At 61.4% G+C, this 12747-nt stretch carries 13 protein-coding genes; 8 read left to right on the forward strand and 5 right to left on the reverse strand.

The annotated features are described in order from the left end of the window. The first annotated feature begins 1 nt into the window (after position 1). From ACNAOU_RS25975 to ACNAOU_RS25985, 3 genes are read left to right on the forward strand one after another with little or no spacing between them, the layout of a single operon-like run. Positions 2-478, forward strand: a complete 477-nt coding sequence (locus tag ACNAOU_RS25975) for a DUF7665 family protein (RefSeq protein WP_422759262.1) — start codon at positions 2-4, stop codon at positions 476-478. Beyond that, positions 475-1074 (forward strand): hypothetical protein, encoded by a 600-nt coding sequence (locus ACNAOU_RS25980; protein ID WP_422759263.1) that lies wholly within the window; start codon positions 475-477, stop codon positions 1072-1074. The genes ACNAOU_RS25975 and ACNAOU_RS25980 overlap by 4 nt, the downstream gene beginning before the upstream one ends. Beyond that, positions 1055-2446 (forward strand): hypothetical protein, encoded by a 1392-nt coding sequence (locus tag ACNAOU_RS25985; protein WP_422759264.1) that lies wholly within the window; start codon positions 1055-1057, stop codon positions 2444-2446. The genes ACNAOU_RS25980 and ACNAOU_RS25985 overlap by 20 nt, the downstream gene beginning before the upstream one ends. Before the next feature lie 109 nt (positions 2447-2555). Here the strand turns inward: ACNAOU_RS25985 and ACNAOU_RS25990 are convergent, their stop codons facing one another. Continuing rightward, complete coding sequence (locus tag ACNAOU_RS25990; protein ID WP_422759265.1) at positions 2556-3137, reverse strand: recombinase family protein; 582 nt, start codon at positions 3135-3137, stop codon at positions 2556-2558. A 241-nt stretch (positions 3138-3378) separates the two neighbouring features. Then, on the reverse strand, positions 3379-4902 hold the full coding sequence (locus tag ACNAOU_RS25995; protein ID WP_422759266.1) for a SulP family inorganic anion transporter: 1524 nt from the start codon (positions 4900-4902) through the stop codon (positions 3379-3381). Between the two features lie 178 nt (positions 4903-5080). Here ACNAOU_RS25995 and ACNAOU_RS26000 point away from each other — a divergent pair, with 178 nt between their 5' ends. Together ACNAOU_RS26000 and ACNAOU_RS26005 are read left to right on the forward strand one after the other, a co-directional pair. Further along, positions 5081-5461: a MerR family transcriptional regulator gene (locus ACNAOU_RS26000; RefSeq protein WP_422759267.1), complete on the forward strand. Its 381-nt coding sequence runs from the start codon at positions 5081-5083 to the stop codon at positions 5459-5461. 355 nt (positions 5462-5816) lie between these two features. Further along, complete coding sequence (locus tag ACNAOU_RS26005; protein WP_422759268.1) at positions 5817-6428, forward strand: recombinase family protein; 612 nt, start codon at positions 5817-5819, stop codon at positions 6426-6428. A gap of 549 nt (positions 6429-6977) precedes the next feature. Here ACNAOU_RS26005 and ACNAOU_RS26010 read toward each other — a convergent pair. Further along, a complete protein-coding gene (locus ACNAOU_RS26010; RefSeq protein WP_422759269.1) occupies positions 6978-7367 on the reverse strand; it encodes a heavy metal-responsive transcriptional regulator in 390 nt (129 codons plus the stop codon). Between the two features lie 190 nt (positions 7368-7557). Here ACNAOU_RS26010 and merA point away from each other — a divergent pair, with 190 nt between their 5' ends. Both merA and ACNAOU_RS26020 read left to right on the forward strand, forming a co-directional pair. After that, the gene (gene merA / locus ACNAOU_RS26015; RefSeq protein WP_422759270.1) at positions 7558-8997 is read left to right on the forward strand and encodes a mercury(II) reductase; all 1440 of its coding nucleotides are present in this window, start codon (positions 7558-7560) and stop codon (positions 8995-8997) included. Between the two features lie 68 nt (positions 8998-9065). Continuing rightward, positions 9066-10430 (forward strand): dihydrolipoyl dehydrogenase family protein, encoded by a 1365-nt coding sequence (locus ACNAOU_RS26020; RefSeq protein WP_422759271.1) that lies wholly within the window; start codon positions 9066-9068, stop codon positions 10428-10430. 200 nt (positions 10431-10630) lie between these two features. Here ACNAOU_RS26020 and ACNAOU_RS26025 read toward each other — a convergent pair whose 3' ends face one another. Beyond that, entirely contained in the window at positions 10631-10969 is a 339-nt protein-coding gene (locus tag ACNAOU_RS26025) for a YnfA family protein (protein ID WP_422759272.1), read from the reverse strand. A gap of 33 nt (positions 10970-11002) precedes the next feature. After that, positions 11003-11533: a DinB family protein gene (locus tag ACNAOU_RS26030; RefSeq protein WP_422759273.1), complete on the reverse strand. Its 531-nt coding sequence runs from the start codon at positions 11531-11533 to the stop codon at positions 11003-11005. A 440-nt stretch (positions 11534-11973) separates the two neighbouring features. On the opposite strand from ACNAOU_RS26030, the gene ACNAOU_RS26035 reads away from it, so the two are divergent. Beyond that, entirely contained in the window at positions 11974-12696 is a 723-nt protein-coding gene (locus ACNAOU_RS26035) for a VIT1/CCC1 transporter family protein (RefSeq protein ID WP_050686506.1), read from the forward strand. Positions 12697-12747: the final 51 nt, after the last annotated feature.

Here is a 12747-nt window from a genome sequence, read left to right on the forward strand (position 1 = left end):
CATGAGTGAAGCGATTGCTGATCCCCACGAACGGCGGATTACTGAGGATCTTTCCTCCTACGAGTTCGAAGCGGGAGTGGACGCGGGGATGTGGTCAATCGTTTCGCTCTCCTGGCCAGTGCTTATTGTGACCATCACCGCGGGAGACGGGAGTAAGTTGGGCATGAGACTTCTGGTCGACGGTTATCCGGCAATACCTCCGTCCGGTCAGCCCTGGGATATCGATTTGGATGCCCCTTTGCCTCTGAATCAGTGGCCAACAGGTGGTTCAGCGTCCCAGATTTTCAGGACGGACTGGTCTGTCCCAAACGGCAACGCGCCATATATGGCGTGTGATCGCGTAGCTCTGACCTCACATCCAGATTGGGCCGTCGCCCACCCGACGCGAGCGTGGAACGCAGGGCGGGCGATTACTTTCTACGTCGGCGAAGTGCACCACGAACTCCGTGGAGCAATCCTCCCGGAGGCTCCCAAATGAACGGCCCTTTTGCCCTGCAAATGAGCCGTTCGCAATTTGCGGCACTAACGGCAGAATTGGCGCGTCGAGGCGACGGGCGCCGAGAATCAGGCGCCTTCCTCCTGTCCTCGACCAACGTTGAAAGACCTCCCGGGCACAAGCGAACCGTAGTTGGCTTCGCTTTCTATGACGACCTTGATCCGGCAAGCCTCACCGGTGGAATTACCTTTGGTGCGATCGGCTACTCGGCATTGAGCGCGGTGTGCAGAGCCCAAGACCTGTGCGTGGTCGCAGACATTCACACCCATCCCGGTAGCTGGGTCCAGCAAAGCGCCATAGATGCCCGCCACCCCATGTCAGCTATTCCGGGCCATATTGCCATCATCGCCCCCAACTACAGCCAAGGCAGCATCCGCCTCCGCGATCTAGGACTGCACGTATTCCATGGCGACAAAACATGGGAGTCCCGCTATCGGAATGAAGTGAAGGAAGTACTTCATCTAACCGGTTCATACCCATTCCTGCGCATGGCGATATCCGCGCTCCGCAGCGCGTTCCGAGCAGTCCACCGCAGCATCAAAGAAAGAGGGACACTTGATGTTAATGCTCGATCCTGACTCCGTCGACCGCACCGTCCTTGCCGCTATCCATGACGGCAGCCAGCCCACCCTCGAAAGAGCCATCGAGGCGAAGCAGAACACCGGAATCGTCATCTGTGCAGATGCGCGGGTGTGTACAGAAGCCTCCGGGCAAGCAGCGCTTTTGACTGCAATTCTCACATCGACGCGAGCGTTCGGATCCGTGTACGTAGTGGCTGCAGCGCCCGAAAACCGCATCTTACGGGGTGTCTTCCGCGGCACCACACTGGCCGACGTCATCGAAGGAGAAGGTGCGAAAGAAGTTTCTAACGCCGGCATAAGCGAGCTCCCGGAAGCTTGGACCCTTCTTCTTGTCGGCGGAGAAACACCTGTCCCCGAAGGCTTGCCAACTCAGGAGGCGAGAACCGTGTTGCGGACCACATGGTGCGGGTGGGTCGCTGGAGTCTCGCCAGGGCCGAGCCCATTAGCCCAAACTGAGGGCAACGAACTCTCCTCGATCGCCGCCGCTGCCATGGGAGTCCATGAAGCCTTCGGCGCACTGCGTGGCGAAGCCGGAAGTGACGAAGGATTCCGAACCATAGACCTTAATCTCTGGAACCCGGGCGGCCCAGCAAATGACAGCGGGCCACCCCTGGCATACATGCCCCATGCGTGGTGGCTGGTCGGCCTCGGCCACCTGGGGCAGGCATACAGCTGGGTCATATCCTGGTTAGCGTACCCAGATCCTTCGACGATTGAGATCGTTTTGCAGGACACGGACCGCACCGTTCCGGCAAACCACAGCACCGGCGTGCTTACCCCTCAATATTCCAGAGGCAAGCAGAAAACCAGGCTCGTGTCCACAGGCCTCGAACAAGCAGGGTTTAGAACCCGAATCATCGAACGGCGCCTGGTGGAAGATCTTCGAGTGGCATCGGAAGAGAAACAACACACAGCCTTGTTTGGCGTCGACAATCTCGCCACGAGACGCCTAATTTCCAACGTGGGGTGGAAGTTCGCAATAGACGTTGGTCTGGGACGCGGACCCATGGATTTCGATTCAATTTTGCTGAGGCGCTTCCCTGGTCAATTGACCAGCCGCGAAGTCGCCGGATGGGCCAACGAAGAAAGAGCTGCACAGATCCAAGTTCCTGCGAACGAAGCATTCGACGATTTGCGACAGAACTTCGACGCATGTGGTGTCGTTGAGCTTGCGGGAAAAGCAGTAGGCGCATCCTTCGTCGGCATAATTGCTGCTTGCCTCGCAGTTGCAGAACCGGGTCGGGAGCTCAATGGGGGCTCTGGCCTCGAAGTTTTGAACTTTTCCCTGAGATCCAACGATCTCAAAAAAGCCCCAGCGGCGACCAAGGGAGACGTAGTGCCCAGCGCACTCACGACCCGTCTGCACTGATAACCCAGAATTACGGGGGTACCGCAGAAGGGAATGGTCAGGCAGTGTTCGAACCCGGCTGCACTACGAGGCAGTTCGTACGGAAGTCACCTGCCCCTAAATAACGCCATCACGTGGCCGGTGTCTTCGTGGCTCCCGCCGCCGGGATCCATCGGTAGAGCGTTGGCATGGAAATCCCGAGGCTGCTGGCAACCTCCCGGGGCGGCGTGCCCTGGCTAAGGAGCTTTCGCGCTGAGCTGATCTTGGCGTCCGTCATGACGCGCTTGCGGCCGCCGACCCTACCTTGTTCCCTTGCTGCTTTGAGGCCGGCCTGGGTGCGTTCAACCATGAGCTCTCGTTCCATCTGAGCGAGCGATGCCATCACGTTGAAAAAGAAGCGTCCGGAGGCCGTGGTGGTGTCGATCGAGTCCGTGAGACTGACAAAGCCAATGCCTCGATCGTTTAGGCCTTCGGCGAAATCCAGGAGGTCCTTCACGCTACGGCCAAGACGGTCCAGCTTCCATACGATGAGGGTGTCGCCCTCCCGGAGCGTATCCAGCGCCTTGGCCAGACCGGGGCGGCCGGCCTTGGTGCCGCTCACCGTGTCTTCAAAGATGCGATCGCATCCTGCACCCTTCAAGGCACCCAGCTGCAGATCAAGGTTTTGGTCACGCGTGGACACTCGCGCATAACCGATACGGTGTGCAGCCATTGGTTTCTCTTCTCAAAACTCGATTCGGGCTCCTCGCTTGACCTTACAGTTTCGAGAACTAATTGTGAGAACTAGAGACCCGGGGGTGCCTTTTCGTCATGTGTCAGTTTCAGAAGGCGTCTGCACGGAATGTCAGGAGTCCTCTGCACCACAAGCGTCGTGGATTCCTCGCCCCCACCGGAACATAGATGAGGCCCCTTCCGCTATGGGCGGAAGGGGCCTCATTCTGGCTTGAACAGGGTCAGTGGCCGGCGCCGAGTTTGCCGCCGAGGCGTTCGCGCATGAGGGTGCTGGCGTCGTTGAGCCCGATGATCTTCACGTCTTTGCCGTGGTGGTGGTATTTCTCCGTGATGGCGTCTAGGGCTGCGATGGTGGAGGCGTCCCAGAGGTGGGAGGCGTGCATGTCGATGACGACGTGGTCGGGGTCCAGGGCGTATTCGAACTGCGTGTAGAGGTCATTGGAGGAGGCGAAGAACAGTTCGCCGTCGACGACGTAGGTGGCGGTTTCGTGGCCGCCAATGGTCTTGACCGTCCGTTCGACGGTGACGAAGTGGGCGACCCTGCGGGCGAACATGACCATCGCCACGAGGACGCCGACGCCGACGCCGATGGCCAGGTTGTGCGTGGCGACCGTGACGATGACGGTGGCGACCATGACAGTGGTTTCGCTCTTGGGCATCATCTTCAGGGTCCGTGGGTGGATGCTGTGCCAGTCGAAGGTGGCCACGGAGACGAAGATCATCACGGCCACGAGCGCGGCCATGGGGATCACGGAGACGATGCCGCCGAGGACGACCACGAGGATGAGCAGGAAGACGCCGGCGAGGAAGGTGGAAATCCGGGTGCGGGCGCCGGAGGCTTTGACGTTGATCATGGTCTGGCCGATCATTGCGCAGCCGCCCATGCCGCCGAAGAAGCCGGTGACGATGTTCGCGACGCCTTGGCCCCAGGCCTCGCGGGTCTTGTGGGAGCGGGTGTCGGTGACGTCGTCGACGAGCTTGGCCGTCATGAGGGATTCGAGCAGCCCCACGAAAGCCATGGCGAGGGCGAAGGGGAAGATGACCTGCAGGGTCTCGAGGCTGAAAGGCACGTTCGGGATGAACAGGGTGGGCAGGGAATCGGGCAGGTCGCCCTTGTCGCCCACGGTCGGGACCGCGACGGCGGCGAAGACGGTGATGAGGGTCAGGACCACGATGGCGACGAGCGGCGCCGGGACGGCCTTGGTGAGCTTCGGCAGGCCGAAGACGATGACGAGGCCCAGGGCCACGAGGGGGTAGACCAGCCACGGAACGCCGAGGAGTTCGGGGACCTGGGACATGAATATCAGGATGGCCAGGGCGTTGACGAAGCCCACCATGACCGAGCGGGGAATGAACCGCATGAGCTTGGCGACCCCGGAGAGTCCCAGGATGATCTGGAAGATGCCGGCGAGGATGACGGCGGCGATGAAGTAGTCGACGCCGTGGGACTTCACCAGCGGGGCGATGACCAGGGCGATAGCGCCTGTGGCTGCGGAGATCATGGCCGGGCGGCCGCCGACGAAGGCGATCGTGACGGCCATGGTGAAGGAGGCGAAGAGTCCGATCCGCGGGTCGACGCCGGCGATGATCGAGAAGGCGATGGCTTCGGGGATCAGGGCCAGGGCGACGACGAGTCCGGCGAGGACCTCGGTCTTGAGCCGGCGCGGTGACATCAGGGTTCCCCGGACCGATTGCAGCTGTTCAGGGGTGAACGCCGGCGGGTGTTCGGCTTTTGTGACGGCCATTGCTGGCTCCGTTCATGGTCAAGAAGGCGCGCGTGTGCGGCTTCGTTTTTGCTAATGAATGAGGGGCGCAGCGCCGCGCCAGGAAGAGGGGGAATTAGTCTTGAAGGTCTCAGCCCACTACCTAAACCCTACCCTAACGTGATGGTAGGGTTTAAATCTGAACAGGACGGAGGCGCTGATGACGGCTAAGACCAGCAGCACCAACACCATGCACATCGGTGAACTGGCGGAGCGGACGGGTTTGTCCCTGCGGACCATCCGCCACTACGACGATGTGGGGCTGCTCCCTGCAACCGCGCGGACCGACGGCGGTTTCAGGGTGTTCTCGGAAGATGATTTCGAACGCCTCATGGTCATCAAGCAGATGAAGCCCCTGGGTTTCTCGCTCGAGGAGATGGCTGAAATCCTTTCCCTCCTTGCGGCCCCGGACCTCGCCGCCCCTGAACGATCAGCGACGCTGGCCGGATTCTTGGAGAGGGCCGTCCATCAGCGGGCCAAGATGGCGCGGAACCTGGCCCAGGCGGACGAGTTCATTCAAAGGCTTAGCCACCAGTCCTGAACAGTCGTGCGTGCCGGGCGTGAATGACTCCTCTTCCCGGCACGCACCATCCGGAGCCGATAGGAAGCTCGAAAACGGTAACCAGACTCACCGGAGCTTCCCGCCCGCAGACGATCTCGAGGCCAGGCCGGCACTCTGCCCACCAACATGTTGCGCTCGGGTCACGCTTGGCGGACCTTGACCGGGTGGCAAACGGGCACAGCGGGCGGTCGGGGCGTCTCAGTTCCTAGGAAGTGGAACGCCCAGGTAGCCCCCTCCGAAGAATGGCGACACGCCCCGATTTTTCGTTCCACAATTATCTTCTTTTAGGCGTTCCATTCGGCGCGTGCAGGATAAGTATCGGTACAGTGGTTCCATGGAAATTGGGTACGCCCGCGTCTCGACCGCGAAACAGGACCTCGATCGGCAGATCGACGCACTGCGCGGCGAGGGGATCCCCGCCAAACACATTTATGTGGACAAGAAATCCGGATCCACGACAAACCGGCCCGGACTGCATGAAGCCCTCGACCAGGCCCGCGAGGGCGACGTCATCGTGGTGCACACCTTGGACCGGTTGGGCCGCACCGTCCGGGACACCCTGAACCTCATCCACGACCTGGCGGGCCGCGGCGTCGGAGTCCGGAACCTGGCTGACCCGATCCGGGTTGATTCCGCCAATCCGGAGGATCCAATGTCGCAGTTGGCAGTTGTGATGCTCGCGCTCTTTGGCCAAATGGAACGAACCTACGCGATCGAACGCGCAGCTCACGCGCGTGCCGTTGCTGTTGCTAAAGGCAAAAGGATCGGCCGGCCCAGCGTGATCGATCCAGCGAAGCTTGCGTATGCCGTCCACCTTCGCGACCAGGAAAATCAGTCCATCTCCGAGATCGTCGAAGCCACGGGTATCACCCGCTCCAGCCTCTACCGTTACCTGCCGCCCCGACCACCGGAGACGCTGACCGCCGAGACCCAGCCGGACGACTAAAAGTCCCGGACTACGGTGGTGGCTGGTGCACACGACTTCAGAAAAGAATGACTGTTGGTGCACGCGACTTCGAACAAAACGACGGTTGGTGCAGACGACTTCGAGCACTTGGGTGTCAGGAGTCGTCTGCACGAGTCCCGTACTTCCGCGGGATCCAGTGCAGACGACTTCTGAAACTGACACCGCAACTGGCTCCTCCCAACGCGCCGAACAGTGTCTTGAAAAGCTTTTGTTTTTCAAGACACTAGGCAGTCGAAGTAAGAAAGGTGTTTGCTTCCGCGCGTCGCCCTAATCAACTCTGGCCGACGGCCATCACCCGTCCAAGATCTCGCAGAGAGTCTGCGACGGTGCGGTGGGACGATTATTCGCTCGTCGAGGCGTCTCGCTTCCCAAGGGTTATAGACGACAAACTGATGTAGGCGGGGCGCAGGGCGGTGCGGCTGGCCGACGCCTTACGAGATGACATCGGCGATAATTTGGGGCTCCTGGCAAGTCTGGCTGCACGCAGATTGGGTCAGTTTTGGAAGCGAGGAAATTGTCGGTAGGTAATCAGATGTAGCTGCAGATCAGTTCCGCATCGCAGTGTCGCGGATCTGCTGCCTTCGCCGTTGCGTATTGTTCGGCCACGGTGGCTCGCAGGGCAGTTAGTTCCGCGATTTTCTGGTCAAGATCCAAGAGTTGTTTTGCCAGGGTGTGGCGGACATGGGCGCAAGGTGTCATGCCGTTATCCCGGATCCGGAGGATTCCTTCTATCTGTGCCAAAGTCAGTCCGGCACTTTGGCTGCGGCGGATGAATTCCAAGCGGCTGATTGTCTCGCGGCCGTACCGGCGATAACCGTTGGGGGTACGCTCAGCCGGTGGGAGCAAGCCCCTCTTTTCATAGAACCTGATTGTCTTGGCTGTCATGCCGGCTGCGTCAGCTGCTTCACCGATCCGCATGTCGGGTCCTTCTTCTCGCTCCGAAGACGCTTCTAGCCTTCCACGGTACTGGAACGTTGAAATCCGGTCACGCTCCGCTAACTCGGCGAGAAGGCTCCTTGACCTTCCCCCGCAGTGGAAGGTGCAGACTGGGGGCAGTACGCACACCGCAAACACCCCTAGGGTGTTTTCCAAGGACCACGGAGGGCCAATGCCTCAGACAGCACCCGATTTTGATTTGGCCGTGATTGGTTCCGGAGGCGGTGCCTTCGCTGCCGCCATCCGGGCTACGAACCTCGGCAAGCGGGTGGTGATGATCGAACGGTCAACCGTGGGTGGGACATGTGTGAACACCGGGTGCGTGCCCTCGAAAGCCCTGTTGGCTGCCGCAGAGACACGACACGTCGCTCTGGACGGTACGGGACGCTTTCCGGGGATCAGCACGTCCGCCGGTCCGGTGGACATGGCTGCCCTCATCGAGGGCAAACGTTCCTTGGTTGAGGGCATGCGCTCTGACAAATACGTGGATCTGGCTGCGGATTACGGCTGGGACCTGCGCGAGGGAACAGCATCCTTCACAGGCACCCTTGAGGAGCCGGCGCTGGAGATCGCCAGGCCCGACGGCGGCCGGGATTCCCTTACAGCCGCCCACTATTTGGTCGCAACAGGCTCAGCTCCCTGGGCACCGCCGGTGCCGGGACTGGACGGGGTTGACTACCTGACCTCGACTACGGCCATGGAACTGGACGAGGTGCCCGAGTCCCTGATCATTTTCGGCGGCGGATACGTGGCCCTGGAGCAGGCGCAGCTCTTTGCCCGGCTTGGATCGAAGGTAACCTTGTTGGCCCGCTCACGGCTGGCCTCGCACGAGGAACCCGAGGCTTCCCGTGCCCTGTCAGGTGTTTTCGCGGATGAGGGTATCCGCGTAGTCCGGCGGGCCGCCGTGAGCTCGGTGCAGACAGATGTGGACGGAGGCATTGTCGTCACCGCTACGGTGGCGGGAGGCCAGCAGGAATTCCGGGCCGAAAAGTTGATGGTGGCCACCGGTCGCCGTGCTGTCACTGACGGCCTGAACCTGGACCACGTCGGGGTTAAGACCGGTGACACCGGAGAAATCCTCGTCGAAAAAACCTTGGCCAGCACAAACCCAAGGATCTGGGCTGCAGGGGACGTGACAGGACACCGGGAGTTCGTTTATGTCGCCTCCGCACACGGGACCCTGATGGTGGAGAACGCGTTCAACAACGCCGGCCGCCAGGTCGACTACCGGCACCTGCCCCGGGTGACATTCACCAGCCCCGCCCTCGCCGCTGTCGGCATGACCGACAAGGAAGCCAACGAGGCCGGAATCCGGTGTGAATGCAGGGTTCTGCCCCTGGAATACGTGCCCCGGGCGCTGGTCAACAGAGACACCCGAGGCTTCATCAAAATCGTCGCCGACACCGGCACCGGCCGCATCCTCGGAATGACCGCGGTCGGAAAGGAAGCCGGGGATCTGGCCGCGGCCGGCGTCTACATCCTGGAAGCCGGCATGACAGTGGACCAGGTTGCCAACCTTTGGTCCCCCTACCTGACCATGGCCGAAGGTATAAAGATCGCCGCCCAGTCCTTCACCACCGACGTCTCAAAACTTTCCTGCTGCGCCTCCTGACCGCACGTTCCAACCCCGCCTCTCCACCAATCCACAGTAAGTATCAAGCCAATCTGAAGGAGATCAGCGTGAGCGAGCATTACGATGTGGCCGTCATCGGCATGGGGCCCGGCGGAGAAGTCGCCGCGGGCCGCCTGCTCAAGGCAGGGAAGAAAGTGGTGATCTTCGAGCGGGAACTGATCGGCGGGGAGTGCGCCTACTGGGCGTGCGTCCCCTCCAAGACGGTCCTGCGGCCGCCGGAAGCACGCATGGAGGTACAAAAATCCGCTGGCGTCAGCGGCGCCGAACTGGACTGGGAAGACACGGCCAAATACCGCGACTACATGATCCGGAACCTGGACGACAAAGCCCAAGTGAACGGCTACGCCAAGCGAGGAGCCGAGGTGGTCAAGGAGGAGGCCCGGCTGACCGGGCCGGGCCGAATCCACGCCGGCGGCCGGGACATCACCGCCGAACACCTCATCATCGCCACCGGTTCCGACCCGGTGATACCTCCCCTTGAGGGCATCGAACAGATCACGGCATGGACCAACCGGGAGACCTACACCGCCTCAACCCTGCCCGAGCGGGCGGTAATCATCGGCGGCAGCGCGGTTGGGGTCGAAACCGCGACGTTCCTGGCACGCTTCGGCGTCAAAGTCACCCTGGTCCACCGCGGACAGCGGCTGATCGACCGTGAAGATCCGCGCGTCGGCGAACTGACGCTCACCTATCTTCAGGAAACCGGTGTGGACGTCCGCCTCGGCGCCTCAGCTGCCCGCGCCCGGCGCCAAGGCGCAGACAGCATCATCGAACTCAAGGAAGCAGATGGCGGAGACGGCGGAGAAGTCGCAGCCGACGTCGTAATCTTCGGCACCGGCCGAAAGCCGCGCACCAAAGGGTTGGGTTTTGAACGCGCCGGAATCAGGTTGGGAGATCGCGGTGAGGTGCTGGTCGATGAGCACTGCCGCGCCGCTGAGAATACCTGGGCCATTGGGGACGTCACCGGCATCATGCCCTTCACCCACGTAGCCAAATATCAGGGAAGGATCGCCGCCGACGCCATCCTCGGCCGCTCCCGCACGGCCACCTATGAGGGCATACCGCGCGTCGTGTTCGCCGACCCTGAAATAGCTGCCGCCGGGCTGACCGTACAACAGGCACAACAACGCGGACTTCGGGTGGCCGCGGCCGAACTGGACCTTGCCAACACCATCACCCGGCCCTGGACCTACGAAAAAGACCCCCGCGGACACCTGGGCCTGCTGGCCGATGCAGACCGAAACGTCCTCATTGGTGCCTGGGCAGTCGGGCCGATAGCCGGGGAATGGATCCACCAGGCGTCCCTCGCAATCCGAGCACGAATACCCCTCGAAACCCTCCTGGACCAGGTCGCGCAATACCCCACCTACCACGAGGCCTACCATGCAGCCCTGGAAAAACTCGAGCTCTAATCTCCTAATCGTGATCCTTCGACGGTGTTCGCTGCCACTGCTGCATCATGCCCTGGACATGTCGATAACAGCAGCAGTTCAGGCTCCGGCAGATGTCAGACACCGAACATTAAGTCGACGTTCAGTACTTGGGTCAGGATGGGGACCGAAGCCGAAGCCCACCCCATGTCCGGATCTTCGGGCAAACACATTTGGTTATTTCACCCTGCGTTTCGTGGGGCGAACATGATCACGGCGACCCCGACCAGGCAGATCACTGAGCCGGCAACGTCCCACCTGTCGGGCCGGAAACCATCAAAGGCGATACCCCACAGCAGCGACCCGGCGACAAACACGCCGCCATAGGCGGCAAGAATTCGTCCGAAGTGAGCGTCCGGCTGAAGAGTGGCTGCGAAACCGTAAATACCCAGGGCGATAACGCCCAGCCCGGCCCACCACCAGTCCTTGCCCTCCCTGACGGCCTGCCAGACCAGCCACGCGCCGCCGATTTCCGCGGCCGCGGCAAGAATGAACAAGAGGATCGTCTTCGCAATAGTCACAGGGTTCATCATGACAGGCGGTGACCAGGCAGATTATTGGTGCGGGCGCTCCATGCTGAGTTGCCGGCCATGAAAGTCGAAGTGCTTTGTCGAGTACGCGTAGACATCCTTGAGCGTCATACTGGGCGCGAAGAATGGATCCCACCGGTCCGGGAACGGCATCGACCTGGACAGCGACGCTGTGCTCTCACGCTCCAGGCTTCGGGTGAGGGCGTAGATGGTTTTCTCGAATTTCCGAGCCATCCGTCGCCGGTTGAAGTACACCGCTGCGCTGCGGGAGCCCCAGTAATTAATGACGTCAAAGGGCCGCGTTCCCGCGTTCAGGAGCGCGGCGAACGCCTTCCCAATCGGCGCGGGGAGCCGGCTGACGAGGTGAACCAGCGGAAGCAGGGCGCGGACCACCATGTAGCCGAAAACCATGTGGAAGAGCAGCTCTTCATTGGTCCACTTCGTGCCGTTACTCTTACGGCGTAGCTCCTCTGCAGTGGCGGCCGCCAGCCACCGATCAAGGTCGTCCCGTGCCTTTCCGTATCCGGCCAGGATCTCTTCCTTTATCAGTTCCACATTTCCCTCCCTGCGTCTTGGCGTCCGGTCAGCCTTCCTATCCAACTCGGGTGTCTCGAAACCTCCCTGGCTCAAAACACTAGCCATGTGAGCCAGTTGGACGCCCCGGGGTGCGACACATAGCGATCACAGAACACCGCCATTCACCGCCGAAAGTCACATGACACCCCTTTGCGGACGCTCGCCGCAAGCATCGCCATTCTCGATTCAACATGTTATTGAAATCCTTCGTTTGTGAGAGGGGGAGCCGCCTGTGGATGTTTGCGTTAGGTGGCGGCATTTTGGCGGCGCTATATGTCGTGAGATGGGAGAGTGAACCGAGCTTCCTGGAGGGTTCGGTAACTAGCCCAGCCTGGAAGCAGTTTTTCGGAAGTTACCGAGTGGGCAGGGTATGCAAACCTGCGTGGTGTGGGTGACGGGTTTGTGTTTTACTTTCCCTCATGTCTGAGTTGCTGAAGCAGCATCCGAATGAGCCCCACGACGAGAGCATTGCCGCCCGGCTGAACTGGCTGCGGGCCGGTGTCCTCGGCGCAAATGATGGGATCGTCTCCGTCGCTGCAACCGTGGTGGGGGTTGCCGGTGTGACCAATGACGTCACCCCCATTCTGGTGGCCGGTGCCGCAGCAGTGGTAGGTGGTGCAGTTTCCATGGCGCTGGGCGAGTATGTTTCGGTCAGCAGCCAGAGTGACAGCCAGCGCGCCCTGATCGAAAAGGAACGCCGGGAACTCCGGGACGACCCCGACGGCGAGCTTGAAGAGCTCGCCGGGATTTACCGGGCCAAAGGCCTCTCGGTCGAGACTGCCCGGACGGTGGCCCGCGAACTCACGGAGCATGATGCCCTGGGCGCGCACCTCGAAGCTGAACTGAAAATTGACGAGGGAGAAGTGGCCAGTGCCTGGCACGCAGCGCTTGCTTCCGCGATCGCCTTCACCGTTGGTGCGGTGCTGCCGCTGCTGGCGATCCTTCTTCCTCCCGCCGAGGTTCGGATTCCGCTGACGTTCGTGGCCGTGGTGATCGCCCTGGCCATCACCGGGTCGGTCAGTGCGAACATTGGCGGCAGCTCCAAGCGGAAGGCAACCCTGCGGCTGGTTATCGGCGGGGCCCTCGCGATGGCCTTCACTTACGGTGTTGGCCTGCTGCTGGGCACCACCGGGATCGCCTGACTTCGCTGCATTCGCCCTCGCGATCAGCCAACCCGCCATTGCACCCTACTT

It is taken from the genome of Paenarthrobacter sp. C1 (assembly GCF_049315185.1).
Lineage (GTDB): Bacteria > Actinomycetota > Actinomycetes > Actinomycetales > Micrococcaceae > Arthrobacter > Arthrobacter nicotinovorans.

Bases quoted from the DNA above. Each gene is read 5' to 3' on its own strand.
- ACNAOU_RS25975 (WP_422759262.1), top strand. From the start codon at position 2: ATGAGTGAAGCGATTGCTGATCCCCACGAACGGCGGATTACTGAGGAT.
- ACNAOU_RS25980 (WP_422759263.1), top strand. From the start codon at position 475: ATGAACGGCCCTTTTGCCCTGCAAATGAGCCGTTCGCAATTTGCGGCA.
- ACNAOU_RS25985 (WP_422759264.1), top strand. From the start codon at position 1,055: ATGTTAATGCTCGATCCTGACTCCGTCGACCGCACCGTCCTTGCCGCT.
- ACNAOU_RS25990 (WP_422759265.1), bottom strand. From the start codon at position 3,137: ATGGCTGCACACCGTATCGGTTATGCGCGAGTGTCCACGCGTGACCAA.
- ACNAOU_RS25995 (WP_422759266.1), bottom strand. From the start codon at position 4,902: ATGGCCGTCACAAAAGCCGAACACCCGCCGGCGTTCACCCCTGAACAG.
- ACNAOU_RS26000 (WP_422759267.1), top strand. From the start codon at position 5,081: ATGACGGCTAAGACCAGCAGCACCAACACCATGCACATCGGTGAACTG.
- ACNAOU_RS26005 (WP_422759268.1), top strand. From the start codon at position 5,817: ATGGAAATTGGGTACGCCCGCGTCTCGACCGCGAAACAGGACCTCGAT.
- ACNAOU_RS26010 (WP_422759269.1), bottom strand. From the start codon at position 7,367: ATGCGGATCGGTGAAGCAGCTGACGCAGCCGGCATGACAGCCAAGACA.
- merA (WP_422759270.1), top strand. From the start codon at position 7,558: ATGCCTCAGACAGCACCCGATTTTGATTTGGCCGTGATTGGTTCCGGA.
- ACNAOU_RS26035 (WP_050686506.1), top strand. From the start codon at position 11,974: ATGTCTGAGTTGCTGAAGCAGCATCCGAATGAGCCCCACGACGAGAGC.